Source organism: Curtobacterium sp. Leaf154 (assembly GCF_001424595.1).
GTDB lineage: Bacteria > Actinomycetota > Actinomycetes > Actinomycetales > Microbacteriaceae > Curtobacterium > Curtobacterium poinsettiae.
In genome coordinates this window covers 199,627-219,793 of the sequence record NZ_LMOS01000001.1, presented here as the reverse complement: position 1 = coordinate 219,793, position 20,167 = coordinate 199,627, and the positions used below count along the sequence as shown (strand labels likewise).

Sequence of the window (20,167 nt, the reverse complement as noted above, 5' to 3'; positions counted from 1 at the left end):
GCTCCCCGAGTTGGACTCGAACCAACAACCTGCCGGTTAACAGCCGGCTGCTCTGCCAATTGAGCTATCGAGGATCACTGTCCGCTGGCGAATGACGTGCGAACAACGGGTAACAGCATAGCAGGACCCTGAGGCCCGCCACCGCATCGGACACGCCGCCCGGGCGCGCCGCGCGGTGGGCGCCCGGAGTCAGTACCCGGCGACCGGGTCGACGACGCCGACGAAGCCCTCGCCGGCACCCCCGAGGAAGGCGGTGGTGTTGAGCCGGACGCGCTCGGCGAGCAGGGGCGCGACCATCTCCGGGGTGTCGGCCTGGTGCGGGGTGATGACCGCGCCGGGCTCGGACCAGAGCGGGTGGTCGTCGGGCAGCGGCTCCGGGTCGGTGACGTCGAGTCCCGCCGCAGCGATCTCCCCGGCACGCAACGCGGCGACCAGGGCATCGGTGTCGACGAGTCCGCCGCGCGCGATGTTCACGAGCCGAGCGGACGGCTTCATGATCCGGAACTGCCGCTCGCCGAAGAGCTTCGCGGTGCCCGAGGTCATCGCCGCCGCGATCATCACGACGTCGGCGTCGGGCAGGACCTGGTCGAGTTCGTCGGTGGTGACGGTCCGAGCGGCTCCCGGTACGGGGTCGGGCGAGCGACGCACCACGGTGGCCTCGACGTCGAACGGCGCGAGCAGCCGGAGGTACTCGAGCGCGATCCCGCCGGCACCGATGACGACGACGTTCCGCCCGTACAGCGAGACGCCCTCGGGCTCGGTCGCCCACGACGACGCACGGGCACGCTGCTGCAGGACCCGCAGCGTGCCGAGGGTCAGTGCCAGTGCGTGCTCGGCGACGGGCTCCGCGTAGGCGCCCTTCGCCGAGGTGAACAGCACGCGGTCGCCGTGCTCCTGGATCAGGTGCGCGAAGGCGTCGACGCCGGCGAACGGCAGCTGGACCCAACCGACGCCGGGCACGGACGACAGGGCGTCGGCCAGGCCGGACGGGTCGTGGGGGTCGAGCCAGACGATCCCGCGGGTGTCGGCGTCGAGCGGCGCGACGGTCCCACCGGCCGCGGTGACGGCGTCCACGTGCAGGTCGGTCGGCTCGGGCAGCACGGCGACGGGACCGGCCTGCGGGGCCTCGACCGGCAGCGGCGCACCCGAGGTGGGGACGACGGCACGGTGGCCGCGCGGGCCCTGGGTCGGGGTGCTCATGCGTTCTCCTGACGGTCGGTGCGCGGGCCGGTGCCGGCGGCGAGCGGACGGCGCGGCGCGGACGAGCGGCGGGCCGTCGTCGGCGCCGGACGGCGCTTCACACCACGCGCCGCGGTCGACGCGAGGGTCTTCACGTAGGGGTCGACGGGGTTGTCGAGGACCTCGTCGAAGGTGCCGAGCCCGACGAGCCGGGCATCGGCCATCACGGCGACGCGGTCGGCCAGCGCACGGGCCTCGCGCAGGTCGCTCGACACGACGACGGCGGAGAACTGTCGTCCGCGCTGCAGGGTCGCCAGGGCCTCGAGCACCGACTGCCGCACCAGGACATCGACGCCGCGCGCGGGCTCGTCGGCGACCAGCAGCTGGGGTTCGAGCACGAGCGCCTTCGCCAGCGCCACCCGCTGGCGCTGACCGCTCGAGAGCTCCCACGTGTTCAGGCGCATCGTCCCGAGCGGCAGGTGCACGGCGTCGAGCAGCCGAGCCACGATGAGCCCTGCTTCACGCCGGTCGAACCGGCGGTCGCGTGCGTAGATCGGTTCGGCGACGGCCTCGCCGACGGTGAGGTCCGGGCTGAGCCGGTCTGCGCCGTCCTGCGGCAGGTAGCCGATCCGGCCGCTCAGCCGTTCGAGCTTGCGCGATGAGGGACGCAGGCCCCGGGTCTTCTGCCCGAGCACGGTCAGCTCGCCGCCGACGATGTGTCGGCGCAGCGCACCCTCGCCCTCGCCGTGGGATCCGAGCTGACCGGCGATGGCGGCGGCGAAGGTCGACTTGCCCGACCCCGACTCGCCGAGCAGGGCGAGGATCTCCCCCTGCCGCACCGACAGGCTCACGCCGTCGACGGCCCGGATGGACTCGCCCCCGCGTCCGCCCCGGTACTCGATCGACACGTCGTCCGCGACGACCGCCGGTCCGTTGACCGCGATCATGGGTCCCCTTCCACGCCGCCCCCTGGCGACGGTTCGCGACGGGCCGCCCTGGCAGGCCCGTCGTGCGTACAGCAGTGGAGGTGACCACCCTGGAGGCGCGGCGTGCGTCGACGACGTCGGCCGGGCCTCCGGGGTGGGTCACGTCGGGTCAGGACCCGACGTTCTCCAGTCGCTCCAGCGTACGCCGTCGCTCCGCCTGCTCCGCTGGGTCGGGCACCGGCAGCGACGCGAGGAGTCGCTGCGTGTACGGGTGCTGCGGGGCGCCGAGGACCTCGGCCGTCGTGCCCGTCTCGACCAGGTCGCCGCGGTAGAGCACGGCGATCCGGTCGGACAGCGCGCCCACGACCGCGAGGTCGTGGCTGATGAACAGCGACGCGAAGCCGAGGTCCTGCTGCAGTTCGAGGAAGAGCTCGAGCACCCGAGCCTGCACCGAGACGTCGAGCGCGCTCGTCGGCTCGTCGGCGATGAGCAGCTTCGGCCGGAGCGCCAGCGACCGGGCGAGCGACGCGCGCTGGCGCTGCCCACCGGAAAGCTCGTGCGGGTAGCGGTCGCCGTACGCTGCCGGCAGCTGGACGGCCTCGAGCAGCTCGTCGACCCGCTTGCGCGCGGCGCGGGGGCTCGAGACCTCCTTGTGCACGACCAGCGGCTCGGCGACGCACTCGGCGATCGTCAGCAGCGGGTTGAACGAGGTCGCCGGGTCCTGGAACACGAACCCGATGTCCTTGCGCAGGTGCTTGAAGTCGCGTTCGCGGTACCCGAGCATCTCCGCGCCGAGGACCGTGAGCGAGCCGCCCGTGACCTTCGTCAAACCGGCCATGGCGCGGCCGATGGTGGTCTTGCCCGAGCCGGACTCCCCCACCAGGCCGAGGACCTCACCGGGACGGATCGCCAGGTCGACGCCCTTGACGGCCTTGAACGCCGGCGAGCCGAGCCGGCCGGGGTACTCGATCTCGAGCCCCTTCGCCTCGACCAGGGGCGTGACGTCCTCGGAGATCGCGGCACGCCGGGCCACCCCGGTCGACGCTTCGAGCCGCGGCACCGCTGCGAGCAGCCGCTTGGTGTAGTCGGCCTGCGGCGTCGCGAAGAGCGCCGTCGCCGTCGCCTCCTCCACGATCTCGCCCTGGTACATCACGGCGACGCGGTCGGCCAGGTCGGCGACGACGCCCATGTTGTGCGTGATGACGACGATCGCCGTGCCGAACTCGTCGCGGCACCGGCGCAGCAGGTCGAGGATCTCGGCCTGCACCGTGACGTCGAGCGCGGTCGTGGGCTCGTCGGCGATGATGACGCTCGGCTCCAGGGCCAGGGCGCTCGCGATCACCACGCGCTGCTTCTGCCCACCGGAGAACTGGTGCGGGTAGTGGTCGACGCGGGTCTCGGGGTCGGGGATGCCGACGCGACCGAGGTAGTCGATGGCCTTCGCCCGTGCTTCCTTCCTGGACACGCCGCCGTGGGCGCGGAGCCCCTCGGCGATCTGCCACCCGACGGTGAAGACCGGGTTGAGCGCGGTCGACGGCTCCTGGAACACCATCGCACCGGCGGTCCCACGGAGCTCGCGGAGCTTCTGCGAGCCGACCGACACGACGTCGGTGCCGTCGAGCAGCACCGCGCCGCCGAGTGTCGCCGTCTCCGGCATGAGCCGCAGCATGCTGCGGGCCGTGACGGACTTGCCGGAGCCGGACTCGCCGACCAGGGCGAGGACCTCGCCGGGGCGGACGTCGAGGCTGACGCCCTTGACCGCGTCGACGGCGCCGCCGTCGGTCGCGAAGGTGACGGTCAGGTCGTCGACGACGACGACCGGCTCGGTGGTGGTGTCGCCCGGTTGCAGGCGGGTGGTCGGGGTCATGCGCCCGTCCCTTCCGTGTCGTTCCGCGTGTCGGGCGCTGCGTCGGCGTCGGGCGATGCCTTGCCGTCGGGGGTGTGGCGCGCGTCGCGCGCTGCCTCGGTGCCGCGCGCGTCGCTCGTCGACACCAGCTGCTTCAGCCGTCGGCGTGCACGCAGGCGGGGGTCGGAGATGTCGTTCAGGCTCTCGCCGATGAAGGTCACGCCGAGTACGAGCACCACGATCGCGACACCCGGGTACACCCCGGTCCACCAGACGCCGCTCGCGACGTCGGAGAGCGCGCGGCTGAGGTCGTAGCCCCACTCGGCACCGGACGTCGGGCCGATGCCGAACCCCAGGAAGCCGAGGCCGGCCAGGGTCAGGATCGCGTCGCTCGCGTTGAGCGTCAGGATGAGCGGCAGGGAACGCGTCGAGTTCCGCAGGACGTGGCGCGTCATGATGCGCCACGGGTTCGTGCCCATCACGCGCGCCGACTCGACGAAGGCGTCGTTCTTCAGCCGGACGGCCTCGGCACGGACCACGCGGAAGTACTGCGGCACGTAGACGACGGTGATCGAGATCGCCGCGGCGATGATGCCGCCCGAGTAGCTCGAGTTGCCGCCGGAGATCACGATGGACACGATGATCGCGAGCAGCAGCGACGGGAACGCGTAGATGGCGTCGGCCACGACCACCAGGACGCGGTCGAGCCAGCCGCCCAGGTACCCGGAGACCATGCCGAGCAGGACGCCGACGATGATCGAGACGATCACGGCGACGATGACGACGAGTACGGCCGTGCGGGCGCCGTAGAGCACGCGGCTGAACACGTCGAAGCCGCCGACCGTGGTGCCCCAGATGTGCTCGGCGCTCGGTTCGCCAGTGCGGGGGAAGCTCTCGCCGTCCGCGCCCTGCAGCTGGCCGAAGCCGTACGGGGCGAGGAGCGGGGCGAACACCGCGACGAGCAGGTACAGGGCGCAGATGACGACGCCGACGATGAGCATCGCGCGCTGCCAGCCGGTGCTCTTGCGGAGCTGGACCACCACCGGGAGCCGCTTCCAGAGCGGCTCGTGGCGGTCGACGAGGGTGGTGTCGGCCATCGTCAGAACCTCACTCTCGGGTCGATCAGGGCGGCGACGACGTCGACGATGAAGTTGGTCACCGCGACGATCACCGCCAGCATCGCGACGATGCCCTGCACCGCGACGAAGTCACGGGCCGACAGGTACTGGTTGAGTTCGAAGCCCAGGCCGCGCCACCCGAAGGTCGTCTCGGTGAGCACCGAGCCGCCCAGGAGCATCGCGATCTGCAGCCCCATCACGGTGATGATCGGCACGAGCGCCGGACGGAACGCGTGGGTGCGCACCAAGCGCGACTCGCGCACACCGCGGGACCGGGCGGCGTCGACGTACTCGGAGCCGAGCGACCCGATCATGTTCGCGCGCACCAGGCGCAGGAAGATGCCGGCGGTGAGCAGGCCGAGCGTCAGCGCGGGCAGGACGGCGTGCTGGAGCACGTCACCGATGACCTCGGCGTTGCCGGTGCGGAGCGCGTCGACGATGTAGATCCCGCTCGCGCCGGGGATGCCGTCGAGGATGAGCGACACCCGGGTCGACGCGCGGTCGCCCAGGGGCAACCAGTCGAGCCACACCGAGAAGACGAGCTTGAGCAGCAGGCCGCCGAAGAACACCGGGGTGGCGTAGGTCAGGATCGCCAGCGCACGGAGCAGCACGTCCGGCCACTTGTCGCGGGTGTACGCGGCGAGCATGCCGAGCGGGATGCCGAGCACCAGCGCGACGATGAGCGCGTAGAACACGAGCTCCGCGGTCGCGCCGCCGTACGTGACGATGATGTCGGTGATCGGACGGTTGTCCGTCGACGAGGTGCCGAAGTCACCGCGCAGGATGTTGCCGAGGTACTCGAAGTACTGCACGAGCACCGGTCGGTCGTACCCGGCGGCGTGCAGGCGTTCCTGCAGCTGGCTCGGCGTGAGCCGGCCGCCGACCGACGCGGTGATCGGGTTCCCGATGACGCGCATCAGGAAGAACACGAGCGTCACCAGGATGAAGACGGTCGGGATGATGAGGAGGAACCTGACGAGGATGTACCGGCCGAGTCCGCCGCCACTGTTCTTGGCACTGCGTTGTGCCTGTGGCTTGGTGGGATCGGTGCCGTTCACGTCCTGCGTTGCCTCGGGAGTGCTGAGGGTCACGGGGTGGGTGCCTTTCGTCGCCGTTGCACAGGCACGCGGGCGTCCCTCGTGGGAACGCCCGCGGCCTGCACGTGGGGCTTGGTGCTACTTGCTCAGGGTGGCGTACCGGAACTTGAACGAGGCGTCGAGGGTCAGGCCCTTGACGTCCTTGCCGGCGACCGCGACGGACTTGCCCTGCAGCAGCGGCAGCGTCGAGATCTGGGTGGCCTCGCGTTCCTGGGCCTGCTCGATCAGGTCAGCACGCTTGTCCGGGTCGGACTCGGCCTGCTCCTTCGCGATGAGGTCCTGGATCTCCGGGTCGTCGTAGTGGTTCTGGACGAAGTTCTCCTTGGTGAAGAACGGCGACAGGTAGTTGTCGGCGTCGGAGAAGTCCGGGAACCAGCCGAGCTGGTAGACGGGGTAGGCGTCCTTGGTGCGCTCCTGGGCGTAGGTCGTGTACACCGTCGACTGGATGTTGACGGTGAACAGGCCGGAGTCCTCGAGCTGCTGCTTGAGCAGCGCGTACTCGTCGTCCGACGCCGAACCGTAGTGGTCGGGCGCGTACTGGATGTCGAGCTGCACCTTGCCCGTGACGCCGGCGTCCGACAGCGTCTTCTTCGCCTTGGACACGTCCGCGCCGCCGTCGCCGTCGCCGTACATCTCCTTGAACGGCTGGACCGCGCCGGTCAGGCCGTCCGGGACCATCGAGTACAGCGGGGTGAAGGTGTCGTTGTAGACCTCCTTCGCGAGCTGGGCACGGTCGACGACGTCGGCAGCGGCCTGACGCACGGCCAGGGCCTTCGCCTCGTCGGCGTCGTCCTGCCCGGTGCCGAACGGCTGCGTCTTGAAGTTGAAGACCACGTAGCGGATCTCGCCGCCGGGGCCGTCGGTGACCTTGAGGGAGTCGTCTCCCCGCAGGTCAGAGATGTCGGTCGGCGTCAGGGAGCGGTACGCCACGTCGACGTCGCCCTTCTGCACGGCGAGCTTGAGGTCGGTCTCCTTGGTGTAGTAGCTGGCGGTGACCTCGTCGGTCTTCGCCTTGCCGAGCAGGCCGTCGTACTTCGGGTTCGTCTTGTACTGGATCGTGTCGTTCTCCTTGTAGGAGCTGATCTGGTACTGCCCGGCGAAGGCCTTGCCCTTGACGATGTCGTCGGCACTGGTGAGCTTCGTCGCGCTGAAGACGTCCTCGTCGACGATCGGACCCGCGGGGCTCGAGAGCACCTGCGGCCAGGTCTGGTCGGCGTGGTCGAGGTTGAACACCACGGTGGTGTCGTCCGGGGTGTCGATGCTCTTGAGGTTGGCCAGCAGCGACTGCGGACCGTTCTCGTTGTTGATCTTCAGTTCGCGGTCGAACGAGAACTTCACGTCGCTCGACGTGAGCTTGTTGCCGTTGGCGAACTCGAGCCCGTCCTTGAGGGTGACCTCGTAGGTGGTCGGGTTCGTGAACTCCGCCTTCGTGGCGATGTCCGGCTCGACGTCCGGGCTCCCCACGGGTGTGTTCATCAGGAACGGGAACACCTGGTTCTGCACGGCGAAGGAGCCGTTGTCGTAGGAACCGGCCGGGTCGAGGGACGTGATCTTGTCCGTCGTCCCGATGCTCAGGCCGTTCAGTTCGGTGTCACTCACGCTGCTGCTCGCGCAGCCGGTCAGCACCAGCGCCGTCGCTGCTGCACCGGCGCCGAGCGCGATGCCGCGCTTGCCCCACTTGGTCACGGATGCCATGTCCGCTGCCTCTCTGGTCATGATTGCAAGAGTCCTGTGCCGGAGGGTGGAACGTCTGTGTGCCCGGCCAGGAACGCTCATTGGTATCACCCTGTCACGGAACAGAACGAACCGGGGGCGATTTGTTTACACCGCTGTAATGCACGGGCTGATCGCGTGATGCATGATTCCGCCGGAGTCGAGCGGCGCGTCACGCACGAAAGTTGCGCGGTGCAACCTGGGTGTTCGGGCGGTCGAGGTCGCACGGACTGCCGGTTGCTGGTCCGTCGTGCACCGGTTCGCACGACCTCGTCGAAGTGCACGCCCGGCCCGGAGGCTCGTCCCCCTCCCGCCACGCCCCGCAYCCCCGCCGACCGGTCACGACTCSCYGCCCGCCCCACCCCGCGCGGTCACRTCCCGTCGGCCGGACCCCGCCCAGCCGACGGTCTGCGACCACTCGACGCMYCACGMRCGGCACGTCCTGACCACGCGCGGACCCCCCGGGGCCGCACGGACCGCCGCCCGCGGGCCCGCCGCACGACAGTTCACGCGCCCCCGGCGACGCACGCGCGGCGTGTCGTGCGCCGGACGCGGGCACGCCCGCTCACCCCGGCCACAAGCGGCACGACGAGCGGCTAGGACGCCTCGGCGTCGGCGCGCAACCGCATCCGCTGCCCGTCGATGTCGACGAGCTGCCGCTGGATCTCGGCGCGACGCTCGGCCTGCTCGTGCGGGTCGGCCCGCTGCAGCTGCCCCAGCAACGAGGCCTTGCGGGCGAGCAGGTCGCGCTCGACCAGGGCCACGACGATGCTCCGGCAGTACGCCGCCAGGTCCTCCGCGTTGCGCGCCGGGATCGGCGCGAGGGCGAGCTCGTGGGTCAGGGTGCGCAGCGGCGCCGGCACGTCGGCGAGCAGCCGGTCGAGCCAGTCCCCCGCACCGATGACGTCGACGTTCGCGACGACGGCGTCCCGCACCGCGGCGAGCATCGGGGTCGAGAACGTGGCCGACGCAGCGAGTCCGAGCATCGGTGCCCCGACGGACGTGGGCTGCTGCACCATCGCCATCACGGCGTCGCGCTCCATGCGGCTGATGGGGTCGTTCGGCAGCGAGCGGATCCCGGCGACAGGCTCGTCGGGGGTGTCGGCTGCGTCGGTGCCGGTTCCGGCACGGCCGTCGCGCCCCGAGCCTGCGGACCGATCGTCCTGCCCGGACCCCGCACGGCGTCGGGCGGTCTCGACCGACCGGCGGACCTCGGGGATCTCCATGCCGAGCCACCCGGCGAGTTCGCGCACGTAGCCCTGCGTCAGCGAGCGGTCACGGATACCGGCGAGCACGGGCGCGGCCGCACGCAGGGCACCGACGCGCCCCTCGACGGTCTCGAGGTCGTGGCCGTCCAGGGTGCGGCGGATCATGAACTCGAACATCGGGCGCTTGTTCGTGACCAGTCGGCGGATGGCGTCGTCACCGCGCGCCAACCGGAGGTCGCACGGGTCGAGTCCGCCGGGCGCGACGGCGACGTAGGTCTGCGCCGCGAAGCGCTGTTCTTCCGCGAAGGCACGCGAGGCGGCACGCTGCCCGGCTTCGTCCGGGTCGAACGTGAACACGACCTCGCCGTTGGCGTTCGGGTCGGCGCCCGCCAGGTCACCGAGCATCGGCCGCAGCACCTTGATGTGGTCGACCCCGAACGACGTGCCGCAGGTGGCGACCGCGGTCGTGACGCCCGCGACGTGGCAGGCCATCACGTCGGTGTAGCCCTCGACGATGACGACCTGCTTCTGCTTCGAGATGTCACGGCGGGCGAGGTCGAGCCCGTAGAGGACCTGGCTCTTGTGGTAGATCGGGGTCTCGGGCGTGTTGAGGTACTTGGGGCCCTTGTCGTCCTCGAGCAGGCGGCGCGCGCCGAACCCGATGGTGGCTCCGGTGACGTCGCGGATCGGCCACATCAGGCGCCCGCGGAACCGGTCGTACGGCGAGCGGTCGCCCTGGCTGACGAGACCGCCGGAGACGAGTTCTTCCATCGTGAAGCCGCGCCCGCGCAGGTGGTCCTTGAGCATGTCGTAGGACTTCGGGGCGAAGCCGACGCCGAAGTGCTGGGCGGCCGAGGGGTCGAACCCGCGCTCCCCCAGGAACCGGCGGGCGGGGTCGGCGGCAGCCGTGGTGAGCTGCCCCGTGAAGTACTCGAGCGCGGCTTCGTTCGCGGCGATCAGCCGTGCGCGGGTGTTGTAGTCGGTGCGCGGCCCGTCGCCCTCTTCGTAGTGCAGGGTGTAGCCGATCTTCGCGGCCATGCGCTCGACGGCCTCGGCGAAGGTGGTGTGGTCCTGCGCCATGATGAAGCTGAAGACGTCGCCGTCCTCGCCACAGCCGAAGCAGTGGTAGCGGCCGACCTGGGGCCGGACGTGGAACGACGGGGAGCGTTCGTCGTGGAAAGGGCAGAGGCCCTTCATCGACCCGACGCCCGCGTGCTTCAGCGTGACGTAGTCGCCCACGACGTCGGCGATGTTGACACGCGAGCGGACCTCGTCGATGTCGTTCCGCGCGATCCTGCCAGCCACCCCTCGATCCTAGTTCGTGGGACCGACGTCGGCGGACCGGTCAGACGGCGATGTGGACCGGTTCACGGTCACCCACCACCAGACGTCGGTGCCAGGCGAAGGCGCCCTGGTCGGTCAGGCTCGCGACCTGGTCGACGACGGCGCGCAGTCGGCCGGCGTCGTCGTCCGCGGCGTGCCAGTCGGCGGCAAACCCCGGCTCCAGGTCGGACGCACCGGTGGCCGCCAGTGCGTCGAGCAGTTCGGTGAGCACGCGGCGCTGGTCCTCGTACACGGGCTGACGGTCGCCCTGGGTCATCACGAAGGCCGCGACGATGCCCTTGAGCACCGCGATCTCCCCGATGATCTCGGGTGGGGTGACGACCGACGCGGCGAAGCGCACGAGCGACCCCGAGGCGTAGGACTCGCGGGTGGCGGCCGTCGCGGTGCGCGCGAAGCGTCCGATCAGCTGCGACGTCAGGTTCTTCAGGCGTGCGGCGTCACGGCGGGAGCCGTCGTACGCGGTCATCCACAGGGGCAACGCACGCAGGCGGTCGAACGCCTCGAGCAGCTCGTCGCGGCTCAGGTCGTCGCCGACCCACGCGTGCATGGCGGTCACGATGTCGTTCTCGCCGACGCGGTCCCCCAGGGCCGCGACGTCGATGAACCCGGCGACGACGGCGTCCTCGAAGTCGTGCACGGAGTACGCGATGTCGTCGGCGAGGTCCATGACCTGCGCCTCGATGCACCGCTGACGACGCGGAGCACCGGCGCGGAGCCACTCGAAGGCGTCGTGGTCGTCGTCGTAGAAGCCGAACTTGGTGCGCCCGGACGACGACTCCGACACCCCCTGCGCAGCGGGCCACGGGTACTTGCAGCTGGCGTCCAACGATGCGCGGGTCAGGTTGAGCCCGAACGGACGGTCGACGTCCGCGCCGGGCCGGACGCCGTAGACCTTCGGCTCGAGCCGCGTGAGCAACCGGAGCGTCTGCGCGTTGCCCTCGAACCCACCGATGCCGCTCGCCCAGGCGTTCACCGCGGTCTCGCCGTTGTGCCCGAAGGGCGGGTGTCCGATGTCGTGCGCCAGGCAGGCGGTGTCGACCACGTCGGGGTCGAGCCCGAGCGAGTCGGCGAGCTCGCGACCGACCTGCGCGACCTCGAGCGAGTGGGTCAGCCGGTTGCGGGCGAAGTCGAGCCCCGCGGTCGGGCTGAGCACCTGGGTCTTGGCGGCCAGACGCCGGAGCGCGCTGGAGTGCAGCAGTCGGGCGCGGTCACGGGCGAAGTCCGAGCGGCGGTTGCCGTGCTCCTCGGGGAGCCAGCGCTCCGCGTCGGCCGGGCCGTACGAGGCGGTGGCGCTCATCCGCCGCTGTGGTGCAGTTCGGCGGCGGCCAGGACCTTGCGGAACTCGGAGTCGACGTCGCGGCTCTCGAGCCAGCGGTCGGGCAGGGCGGTGCGCTTGGGGTGACCGGCACGACCGCGCGGCCCCTCGGCGTCGGCACCCGGGTACGGCGCGTCGTGGTCGAGCTGGCCGAGGAAGTCGTCGATCTCCTGCAGGCTCGACGCCATCGCCAGGCCGGACCGGACGTCGCTGCCGATCGGGTACCCCTTGAAGTACCAGGCCACGTGCTTGCGGATGTCGCGGCAGGCGTGTTCTTCGTCGCCGAAGAACTCGACGAGCAGCTCGGCGTGCCGGCGGAACCCGTCGGCGACCTCGCCCAGGGACGGCATGTAGCGCAGGCCCTCGCCACGGAACGCCGCGGCCAGGTCGCCGAACAGCCACGGGCGGCCGAGGCAGCCACGCCCGACGACCACGCCGTCGGCGCCGGTCTCGTCGATCATCCGGAGGGCGTCGGCGGCCGACCAGATGTCCCCGTTGCCGAGGATCGGGATGTCGGTCACCGTCTCCTTCAGCGTGGCGATCGCCGACCAGTCGGCGTGCCCGGAGTAGTGCTCGTTCGCGGTGCGGGCGTGCAGCGAGACCGCGGCGACCCCGGCGTCACGCGCGATGCGGGCGGCGTCGAGGTAGGTCAGGTGGTCCTCGTCGATGCCCTTGCGCATCTTGACGGTGACGGGGACGTCGCCCGCGGCGCGCACGGTCTTGGTGACGAGTTCGCGGAACAGGTCGAGCTTCCAGGGCAGGGCCGCGCCGCCGCCCTTGCGGGTGACCTTGGGCACCGGGCACCCGAAGTTCAGGTCGATGTGGTCGGCACGGTCCTCGCCCACCAGGATCGACGCCGCTTCGGCCACGGTGTTCGGCTCGACGCCGTACAGCTGGATCGACCGCGGGGTCTCGGACTCGTGGTGCTGGATGAGCTGCATCGACACGGGGGTGCGTTCGACGAGCGCCCGCGAGGTGATCATCTCGCACACGTAGAGCCCGGCGCCGTACTCGCGGCACAGCCGGCGGTACGCCATGTTCGTGATCCCGGCCATCGGCGCGAGCACGACCGGCACGTCGACCTCGATCGGGCCGATGCGCAGGGGGCCGCCGACTCGCGAGGCGGGTGCTTGTGTGATCGTCATACCTGACCCATCTTCCCACGTCGGTGCACGCCGGTAGCGTTCTCCACATGACGACCGACGCCAGCACCCGGTTCGACGCCGACGCCCAGGCCCGCGGCCTGCCGGTCGAGGTGGTCGAGCGACCGGCCGCGGACTCCCTGCACCAGGCCGCCGAACTGCTCGGCATCGAACCCGGTGACATCGTCAAGACCCTGGTGGTGAAGCGCCACGACGGCGGGTTCCTGCTCGCCCTGGTGCCGGGCGGGCGCAGCATCGCCTGGAAGAAGCTGCGCACCGTCGTCGGGGTCAACAAGCTCTCGATGCCCGACGCTGCCACCGCGCTCGGCGCGTCCGGCTACGAACGCGGGACCATCACGCCGATCGGCGCCACGGGTGACCTGCCGGTGTACGCCGACGAGCGCATCGTCGGACGCAGGGTCGCCCTGGGCGCCGGACGCCACGGCGCGAGCGCCTTCGTGGACGCGGACGCACTCGTCGCCGCCTACGGCGCGACCGTCGCGGACATCACCGACGAAGAACCGCAGCGCGACTGATCGGCCTGGCGACCGACGGATCGCGCCCCCGCACAGCCGTCGCGCCCCGCAGGGTCGGGGCGCAACGACCGCACGGGGGCGCGGGACCACCAGCGCGCGACGCGCGACCGACGGAAGCGTCAGTCCGGCACCTCGGTCCAGTCGCCCTCGGCACCGGCGAACGATCCGGCGTCGATCAGGCACGAATCACCGTCGCAGACCGGCGCACCGCCGGCCGTGACCAGCGTGAGCAGGCCGGGGCGCGCCTCCAGACCGGAGATCGCACCCGGGACCGACGGGGCGGACGGGAGGCCCGCCCCACCCCCGACGGTGGCCGTCGCGTCCGTCATCGGGTCGCCGCCACGTCCGCGCTCGCGTCGTCCGCAGCGCGCTCGGCCGCCGAGGCGACCTCGTCCGGCGTGGTCTCGCGGAGCGCGACCACCTGGCGGAGCACCTGCTCGAACGCCGAGGGGTCCTGGGCACCGGAGACGCCGTACTTACCGTCGATCACGAAGAACGGCACGCCGTTGATCCCGTAGGCCTGCGCCTGGGCCTGGTCGGCACGGACGGCGGCGAGCTGGGCGTCGTCGCGCAGGGTGCTGAGGACCTCGTCGCGGTCCAGGCCGATCTCCGCCGCCAGGTCGGCCAGCGAGGACTCCTGGCCGACGTGCTCGCCGCGCTCGAAGTAGGCGGTGAACAGGCGCTCGACCATCTCGAGCTGCTTGCCGTACTGCTTGGCGAGGTGGATGACCTGGTGGGCCTTCACGGTGTTGGTGTGGTGCATCGCCTCGAAGTCGTAGTCGAGCCCCACGCCTGCGGCGATCGCCGTGACCTGGTCGAGCATCTGCTGCGCCTGGTCGACGGGCATGCCCTTGTGGCCGGACAGGAACTCGGCCTCGGTCCCCTCGAAGTCGACGGGGGTGTCCGGACTCAGCTCGAAGGAGTGGTACTCGACCTCGACGGGACGGCCCTCGGTCGAGGCGCCGAACGCGGCCACACCGGCCTCGAACTTGCGCTTGCCGATGTAGCACCAGGGGCAGGCGATGTCCGACCAGACATCGACCTTCACGGAGTCGTTCATGCTGACCCCAACGCGCTCGTGCGCCGCGCATTCCCGTCGCCGGCAGCAGAACACCGGTGTTCGCAGGTCGAACACCCGATTGCGGGTGTGCAACGCACGAACACCGGTGTCTTGCGGAACAGGAACCCCTCCGCGCGGAACCGGAACCCCTACGCGCCGAGCAACCGCTGCGCGAGGTACCCCTGCAGCTGGTCGAGCGAGACGCGCTCCTGGCCCATGGTGTCGCGCTCGCGCACCGTGACGGCCTTGTCCTCGAGCGTGTCGAAGTCGACCGTGATGCAGAACGGCGTGCCGATCTCGTCGTGGCGACGGTAGCGACGGCCGATCGCGCCGGCGTCGTCGAAGTCCACGTTCCAGTTCTTGCGCAGGTCGTCGGCCAGGCCGCGGGCGACGGGCGAGAGCTGCTCGTTGCGCGACAGCGGCAGGACGGCGGCCTTCACCGGGGCCAGGCGCGGGTCGAGGCGCAGGACGGTGCGCTTGTCGACGCCGCCCTTCGCGTTGGGCGCTTCGTCCTCGTGGTAGGAGTCGAGCAGGAACGCCATGAGCGCACGGGTCAGGCCGAACGACGGCTCGATGACGTAGGGCACGTACTTCTCGTTGGCGGCCTGGTCGAAGAACCGGAGGTCCTGGCCGGACGACTCGATGTGGTTGTTGAGGTCGAAGTCGGTGCGGTTCGCGACGCCCATCAGCTCGCCCCACTCCGAGCCGGTGAAGCCGAAGCGGTACTCGATGTCGGCGGTGGCGTCGGAGTAGTGCGCCCGCTCGCCGTCCGGCACGTCGAAGCGACGCAGGTTCTCGGGGTCGATGCCGAGGTCGGTGTAGAACGCGACCGAGTCGGCGATCCACTGCTCGTAGTGCTCCCCCGCCTCGGCCGGCGGCACGAAGTACTCGATCTCCATCTGCTCGAACTCCCGCGTGCGGAAGATGAAGTTGCCGGGCGTGATCTCGTTGCGGAACGCCTTGCCGACCTGGCCGATGCCGAACGGGGGCTTCATACGGCTGGTCGTGACGACCTGCGCGAAGTCGACGAAGATGCCCTGGGCGGTCTCGGGGCGCAGGAAGTTCAGGCCCTCTTCGGACTCGACCGGGCCGAGGTAGGTCTTGAGCATCCCGGAGAACTCGCGGGGCTCGGTCCACTCGCCGCGGGTGCCGCAGTTCGGGCAGGCGATCTCGGCCATGCGGCCCTCGGGGTCGCGGCCCTTCTTGGCGACGAACGCCTCGATCAGGTGGTCCTCGCGGAACCGGTGGTGGCAGTGCAGGCACTCCACCAGCGGGTCGGTGAAGGTCGCGACGTGGCCGGAGGCCTCCCACACCTTGCGGGGCAGGATCACCGCGGAGTCGAGGCCGACCATGTCCCCGCGGCCGCGGACGAACCGCTGCCACCACTGGCGCTTGATGTTCTCCTTGAGCTCCACACCGAGGGGCCCGTAGTCCCACGCGGAGCGGGAGCCTCCGTAGATCTCACCCGACTGGAAGACGAAGCCGCGGCGCTTGGCCAGGGCGATGACGCTGTCGAGACGGGAGGGCTGTGCCAAAGGGTGCTCCAGAGGTCGCCGAGCTGGGTGCTCGGTGCGGAAACGGTCCGGGCAAGACTACCGGCGATCGTCGGCCGGGAGGCCCGCCCCGCGTCCGCCCGCCGCGCTCACCTGGCCGACGTGGTCGGCCCCACCCCGCCGAGCGCGGCCGCGACGTCGGTCACGTCCGACTCGTCGTTCCACAGGTGGAACGCGATGCGCAGCCGACCGGCACGCCCCGAGGCGGTGAGCCCGGCGGCGGTGAGGGCCCGCAGGGCCGAACCGTCGGCGTCCGCGAACGTCACGATCGCCTGCCCGTCGCCCTGCCCGTCGCCCTGCCGAGGCGACCCGAGGGCGTCGCACAGCCGATCCGCGAGACCGGTGGCGTGCCTCCAGACCGCATGCTGGTCGAGCGCGACCGCGTGCTCGAGCGCGGCCACGGCGCCGGGCCACGCCTGCCAGGCCGGGGAGACGTCGAAGCGGCGGGCGTCGTCGGCCAGGTGCATGGCGGGGCCGTAGCAGGAGGACCAGACGTCCGCTCCCGCGTACCAGCCGGCCTGCACCGGGCGGAGCCGACCGAGGGCGGTGTCGGAGAGCGTCATGAAGGCGACGCCGCGCGGTGCGCAGAGCCACTTGTAGGTGTGCGTGAGCGTCACGTCGAACGGTGCGGCGTCGACGGGCAGGACGCCGGCGGCCTGCGTGAGGTCGCAGAGGGTCAGGGCACCGACGCGTCGCGCGGAGGCGACGACCGGGTCGGGGTCCGTGACCACACCGGTGGCGGACTGCACCGCGGACCACGCGACCAGGGCCGTGTCGGGTCCGACCGAGGCGGCGAGCCGGTCCAGCGGGACGCTCCGGACCCGGATGCCGCGGTGCGCCTGCGCGAGGAACGGGAAGACGACCGAGCTGAAGTCGCCGTCGGGGACGACCACCTCGGCACCGTCCGGCAGCGCGTCGGCGACGACGGCGGCCATCACCGAGGTCTGCGAACCGGTCGCGACGCGCTCCGCGGGGACGCCGACCAGCGCGGCGAAGAGCGTGCGGCCTTCCTCGACCAGGGCCCCGTACCGGGCCGGTGAGGTCTCCGCACGGGACCACGCGTCGAGGTCGGCTCGCTGGGCGGCGAGGGTGCCGCGGGTCGGCAGGCCAGCGGTGCACGCCGCCAGGTAGCCACGGCCGGCCGGGAAGGAGTCCATGCGGACAGCGTCCCGGTTCCCGCCCCATCACACCAGGGCCGGCTCGTTGTGCCACCGATAACATTGCGTGATGGACGAGATCGATCCCCAGCTGCTCCGGGTCCTGCGCGCCGTGGCCGACGGCGGGTCGATCACCCGCGCCGCCGCCGCGATCGGGTCGAGTCAGCCCGCCGTCAGCCAGCTGGTGGCCCGGGCCGAGCAACGCCTCGGGCACGCGCTGGTGCTGCGGGGCGGACGCGGGGCGACACTCACCCACGCCGGCCAGGTGCTCGCGGACCACGCCCTGCACGTCCAGGCCGCACTCACCGCCGCGCGCGAGGACCTGGACGCCGTCGGCGGGCTCAGCCGCGGTCGGGTGCGCCTCGCCGGGTTCCCGAGCGCGTCCTCGGCGCTCGTGCCCGCCGTGCTCGCCCGGCTGGCGGCGACGGCACCGGGCGTGACGACCTCGTACGTCGAGGTCGAACCGCCCGAGGCGCTCGACCTGCTGCGCGGCGGTGCGGTCGACGTCGCCCTCACGTTCACCTACGTCGGGGACGAGATCGGGTCGGCGCCGGACCCCGGGCTCGTCACCCGGGCGCTCGGGCGCGATCCGCTCGCCCTGGTGACGCCGGTCGAGCCGGGAGGCGCGGAACGACGCCGCCCCGTCGGCTCCACCGTCGTGGACCTCGCGTCCCACCACGACGCCCGGTGGATCGGGGGCTGCCCGCGCTGCCGAGGCCACCTGCTCGCCTCGTGTGCGAGCGCGGGGTTCACGCCGGACATCGTGCTCGAGACGGACAACGCGGCCGCGGTGGTGGGACTCGTCGCCGCGGGGCTCGGGGTGGCGCTGCTCCCCCGGCTGGCACTCGCGACGACGGTCATCCCCGCGGGTGTCGCGATCGATCCGGTGGACGACGACCTGGCCCGACGCGTCGAGGTCGTCGTGGCGCGCGGGGCCGAGCGGGTCCCCAGCGTGCTGGCCGCGCTGGACGCCGTGCGGTCGGCGGCGCACCTGCTCGACGGGGCGCTGCCGGGCTGAGGTGTGGCGCGCAGCCGAGTCTCGGCTGCGCGGACATTCCGCGCCGCTCAGACGGCGCAGCCTGTCCGCGGATCCGAGACTCGGCCCCGGCCCGGCGTCCGCCTCGGCTCGGACTACGCCGTCGGCGCGTCGACCGCACCGCCGTAGCGACGGTCGCGGCTGGCGTACTCCTCGATCGCACCCCACAGGTCGGTGCGGCGGAAGTCCGGCCAGAGCCGGTCGAGGAACACCATCTCGGCGTAGGCGGACTGCCAGAGCAGGAAGTTGCTCGTGCGCTGCTCGCCGGAGCTCCGGAGGAACAGGTCGACGTCGGGCATCTCCGGCACGTAGAGCCGCTTCGCCAGGGCCTTCTCGGTGACCTGGCTCGGCTTCAGGCGACCGGCGGCGACGTCCTCGGCCATGCCCCGCACCGCGTCGACGATCTCGTTCCGGCCGCCGTAGTTCACGCACATCGTCAGCGTCAGGACGTCGTTGCCCGCGGTCATCCGCTCGGCGGTCTCGAGCTCGTCGATGACGCTCCGCCACAGTCGCGGACGCCGACCGGCCCACCGCACCTTGACGCCCCACTGGTGCAGTTGGTCGCGGCGCCGACGGATGACGTCGCGGTTGAAGCCCATCAAGAACCGGACCTCTTCCGGGGAGCGCTTCCAGTTCTCCGTCGAGAACGCGTACGCCGACACGTGCCCGACGCCGATCTGGATGGCGCCCGCGACGACGTCGAGCAACGACGCCTCGCCCGCCTTGTGCCCCTCGATCCGCGTCAGACCGCGGCCGTTCGCCCACCGGCCGTTGCCGTCCATGACGATGGCCACGTGCTCCGGCACGAACCGGGCCGGGATCGCCGGGGGCGTCTCGCCGGTCCAGTCGATCGGGCGGAACGGTTCGACGTCGTCGGGGCGGCGTGGGCTCATGCGGTGGGGGCTCCTTCGACAGCGGGATCGGGGTCGGGCACGGCGGGTGCCGGGGTCGAGGCCACCGCGCGCGCTGTCGCCTCGGGTCCGCCGTGGGTCTGGGGCACGGGCATCGGGTGCTCGGAGCGGTCGACGTGCGGCAGGGACCGGAGCGATCGTTCCAGGTGCCACTGGGCGTAGGCCGCGACCACGCCGGAGGCCCGCGAACGCGTCCGCTCGTCGGTGGCGTCCACCGTCGCCCAGTCACCCGCCAGCAGGGAGCCGAGCACACCGAGCGTCGCCGGGTCGAGCCGGGGAGTCCCCGGGGGCGCCGCACGGTCGGCGACGACACCACCGAGCTGCACCACGAAGGCCGAGTGCGGGCCGGGCTCCCCCGTCACCGCACAGTCGCTGAACGAGGGCGCCCACCCTGCGATGCTCATCGCGCGGAGCAGGTACGAGTCGAGGGTCGCGCTGGACTGGTGTTCGCCGCGGGACAACGAGCGGAGCGCCCCGACGAGCAACAGGTACTGCTGCAGCCCGGCGTCGGCCTCGCTCAGTCGGTCGGCGGTCTCGACCATGGCGCTGGCCGCCGTGTACGCGCCGTAGTCGGCGACGATCTGGGCCCCGTACGCACCGAGGGACTCCGCCTGGGTGACGATGTCGAGCGACCGGCCCTCGTAGAACTGGGCGTCCACGACCATGAACGGCTCGAGCCGGCTGCCGAACTTCGACGCCGTCCGCCGCACGCCCTTGGCCACCGCGCGGATCTTGCCGTGCTGCCGCGAGAGCATCGTGACGATGCGGTCGGCTTCACCGAGCTTGTGGGTGCGCAACACGACGCACTCGTCCCGGTACAGCGGCATGTCCCCAGTATCCCCCGCCCCGCCGACAGCCGCGTGCGGTGCCGGGCGGGGGCACTGCGACAAGACGCCGACGTCTTCGCCGGACGCCGCGCACTCGTCGAGACGCCGCGACTTCCGGAGGCGCCTCGGCAACACGACGGCGTCTTGCGTGAGGCAGTGAACGTGCGCACAGACAGGAGGCGCGGTGCGGGACGGACCC

The 20,167-nt window shown here is 71.6% G+C and carries 17 protein-coding genes and 1 tRNA gene; 2 read left to right on the top strand and 16 right to left on the bottom strand.

What is annotated here, in order from left to right:
- Position 1: 1 nt before the first annotated feature.
- The 10 genes from ASF75_RS00990 to dusB all read right to left on the bottom strand — a co-directional run bounded on the left by ASF75_RS00990 (position 2) and on the right by dusB (position 12,891).
- Positions 2–74, bottom strand: a tRNA-Asn gene (locus ASF75_RS00990).
- A 115-nt stretch (positions 75–189) separates the two neighbouring features.
- Positions 190–1,200 carry a D-isomer specific 2-hydroxyacid dehydrogenase family protein gene (locus tag ASF75_RS00985; RefSeq protein WP_235517462.1) on the bottom strand — a complete coding sequence of 337 codons (1,011 nt, stop codon included), beginning with the start codon at positions 1,198–1,200 and terminating at the stop codon, positions 190–192.
- Positions 1,197–2,126, bottom strand: a complete 930-nt coding sequence (locus ASF75_RS00980) for an ATP-binding cassette domain-containing protein (protein ID WP_017886698.1) — start codon at positions 2,124–2,126, stop codon at positions 1,197–1,199. The genes ASF75_RS00985 and ASF75_RS00980 overlap by 4 nt, the downstream gene beginning before the upstream one ends.
- A 148-nt stretch (positions 2,127–2,274) precedes the next feature.
- Complete coding sequence (locus ASF75_RS00975) at positions 2,275–3,972, bottom strand: ABC transporter ATP-binding protein (protein WP_056068308.1); 1,698 nt, start codon at positions 3,970–3,972, stop codon at positions 2,275–2,277.
- Entirely contained in the window at positions 3,969–5,048 is a 1,080-nt protein-coding gene (locus tag ASF75_RS00970; protein WP_042539014.1) for an ABC transporter permease, read from the bottom strand. The genes ASF75_RS00975 and ASF75_RS00970 overlap by 4 nt, the downstream gene beginning before the upstream one ends.
- A 2-nt stretch (positions 5,049–5,050) precedes the next feature.
- Positions 5,051–6,127 carry an ABC transporter permease gene (locus tag ASF75_RS00965; protein WP_082046916.1) on the bottom strand — a complete coding sequence of 359 codons (1,077 nt, stop codon included), beginning with the start codon at positions 6,125–6,127 and terminating at the stop codon, positions 5,051–5,053.
- 117 nt (positions 6,128–6,244) lie between these two features.
- Positions 6,245–7,861, bottom strand: a complete 1,617-nt coding sequence (locus ASF75_RS00960) for an ABC transporter substrate-binding protein (protein ID WP_017886694.1) — start codon at positions 7,859–7,861, stop codon at positions 6,245–6,247.
- 614 nt (positions 7,862–8,475) lie between these two features.
- Positions 8,476–10,392 (bottom strand): DNA primase, encoded by a 1,917-nt coding sequence (dnaG, locus tag ASF75_RS00955; RefSeq protein ID WP_017886693.1) that lies wholly within the window; start codon positions 10,390–10,392, stop codon positions 8,476–8,478.
- Between the two features lie 40 nt (positions 10,393–10,432).
- Positions 10,433–11,728, bottom strand: coding sequence for a deoxyguanosinetriphosphate triphosphohydrolase (locus ASF75_RS00950; protein ID WP_017886692.1), 1,296 nt, complete (start codon positions 11,726–11,728; stop codon positions 10,433–10,435).
- On the bottom strand, positions 11,725–12,891 hold the full coding sequence (dusB, locus tag ASF75_RS00945; protein ID WP_017886691.1) for a tRNA dihydrouridine synthase DusB: 1,167 nt from the start codon (positions 12,889–12,891) through the stop codon (positions 11,725–11,727). The genes ASF75_RS00950 and dusB overlap by 4 nt, the downstream gene beginning before the upstream one ends.
- A gap of 47 nt (positions 12,892–12,938) precedes the next feature.
- Here dusB and ASF75_RS00940 point away from each other — a divergent pair, with 47 nt between their 5' ends.
- Complete coding sequence (locus ASF75_RS00940; protein ID WP_017886690.1) at positions 12,939–13,424, top strand: aminoacyl-tRNA deacylase; 486 nt, start codon at positions 12,939–12,941, stop codon at positions 13,422–13,424.
- A 119-nt stretch (positions 13,425–13,543) separates the two neighbouring features.
- Here ASF75_RS00940 and ASF75_RS00935 read toward each other — a convergent pair whose 3' ends face one another.
- The 4 genes from ASF75_RS00935 to ASF75_RS00920 form a co-directional block, all read right to left on the bottom strand.
- Positions 13,544–13,753, bottom strand: coding sequence for a hypothetical protein (locus ASF75_RS00935; protein ID WP_017886689.1), 210 nt, complete (start codon positions 13,751–13,753; stop codon positions 13,544–13,546).
- On the bottom strand, positions 13,750–14,484 hold the full coding sequence (locus ASF75_RS00930; RefSeq protein WP_056068306.1) for a DsbA family protein: 735 nt from the start codon (positions 14,482–14,484) through the stop codon (positions 13,750–13,752). The genes ASF75_RS00935 and ASF75_RS00930 overlap by 4 nt, the downstream gene beginning before the upstream one ends.
- Before the next feature lie 149 nt (positions 14,485–14,633).
- Entirely contained in the window at positions 14,634–16,019 is a 1,386-nt protein-coding gene (locus ASF75_RS00925) for a glycine--tRNA ligase (protein WP_017886687.1), read from the bottom strand.
- A 107-nt stretch (positions 16,020–16,126) separates the two neighbouring features.
- Positions 16,127–17,194: an aminotransferase class V-fold PLP-dependent enzyme gene (locus ASF75_RS00920; protein WP_056068304.1), complete on the bottom strand. Its 1,068-nt coding sequence runs from the start codon at positions 17,192–17,194 to the stop codon at positions 16,127–16,129.
- Between the two features lie 70 nt (positions 17,195–17,264).
- On the opposite strand from ASF75_RS00920, the gene ASF75_RS00915 reads away from it, so the two are divergent.
- On the top strand, positions 17,265–18,212 hold the full coding sequence (locus tag ASF75_RS00915; protein WP_056068302.1) for a LysR family transcriptional regulator: 948 nt from the start codon (positions 17,265–17,267) through the stop codon (positions 18,210–18,212).
- A 113-nt stretch (positions 18,213–18,325) separates the two neighbouring features.
- On the opposite strand, the gene ASF75_RS00910 is transcribed toward ASF75_RS00915, so the two are convergent.
- Positions 18,326–19,123, bottom strand: a complete 798-nt coding sequence (locus ASF75_RS00910) for an isoprenyl transferase (RefSeq protein WP_017886684.1) — start codon at positions 19,121–19,123, stop codon at positions 18,326–18,328.
- The gene (recO, locus tag ASF75_RS00905; RefSeq protein ID WP_042540155.1) at positions 19,120–19,968 is read right to left on the bottom strand and encodes a DNA repair protein RecO; all 849 of its coding nucleotides are present in this window, start codon (positions 19,966–19,968) and stop codon (positions 19,120–19,122) included. Before recO ends, ASF75_RS00910 begins: the two co-directional genes overlap by 4 nt.
- Positions 19,969–20,167 lie beyond the last annotated feature (199 nt).

What these genes read in the sequence shown, in the direction of transcription:
- ASF75_RS00935 (WP_017886689.1), bottom strand. Translation starts at nt 13,753, where the DNA reads ATGACGGACGCGACGGCCACCGTCGGGGGTGGGGCGGGCCTCCCGTCC.
- ASF75_RS00930 (WP_056068306.1), bottom strand. Translation starts at nt 14,484, where the DNA reads ATGAACGACTCCGTGAAGGTCGATGTCTGGTCGGACATCGCCTGCCCC.
- ASF75_RS00940 (WP_017886690.1), top strand. Translation starts at nt 12,939, where the DNA reads ATGACGACCGACGCCAGCACCCGGTTCGACGCCGACGCCCAGGCCCGC.
- dusB (WP_017886691.1), bottom strand. Translation starts at nt 12,891, where the DNA reads ATGACGATCACACAAGCACCCGCCTCGCGAGTCGGCGGCCCCCTGCGC.
- ASF75_RS00970 (WP_042539014.1), bottom strand. Translation starts at nt 5,048, where the DNA reads ATGGCCGACACCACCCTCGTCGACCGCCACGAGCCGCTCTGGAAGCGG.
- ASF75_RS00985 (WP_235517462.1), bottom strand. Translation starts at nt 1,200, where the DNA reads ATGAGCACCCCGACCCAGGGCCCGCGCGGCCACCGTGCCGTCGTCCCC.
- ASF75_RS00920 (WP_056068304.1), bottom strand. Translation starts at nt 17,194, where the DNA reads ATGGACTCCTTCCCGGCCGGCCGTGGCTACCTGGCGGCGTGCACCGCT.
- recO (WP_042540155.1), bottom strand. Translation starts at nt 19,968, where the DNA reads ATGCCGCTGTACCGGGACGAGTGCGTCGTGTTGCGCACCCACAAGCTC.
- ASF75_RS00915 (WP_056068302.1), top strand. Translation starts at nt 17,265, where the DNA reads ATGGACGAGATCGATCCCCAGCTGCTCCGGGTCCTGCGCGCCGTGGCC.
- ASF75_RS00960 (WP_017886694.1), bottom strand. Translation starts at nt 7,861, where the DNA reads ATGGCATCCGTGACCAAGTGGGGCAAGCGCGGCATCGCGCTCGGCGCC.
- ASF75_RS00950 (WP_017886692.1), bottom strand. Translation starts at nt 11,728, where the DNA reads ATGAGCGCCACCGCCTCGTACGGCCCGGCCGACGCGGAGCGCTGGCTC.
- ASF75_RS00980 (WP_017886698.1), bottom strand. Translation starts at nt 2,126, where the DNA reads ATGATCGCGGTCAACGGACCGGCGGTCGTCGCGGACGACGTGTCGATC.
- ASF75_RS00975 (WP_056068308.1), bottom strand. Translation starts at nt 3,972, where the DNA reads ATGACCCCGACCACCCGCCTGCAACCGGGCGACACCACCACCGAGCCG.
- ASF75_RS00910 (WP_017886684.1), bottom strand. Translation starts at nt 19,123, where the DNA reads ATGAGCCCACGCCGCCCCGACGACGTCGAACCGTTCCGCCCGATCGAC.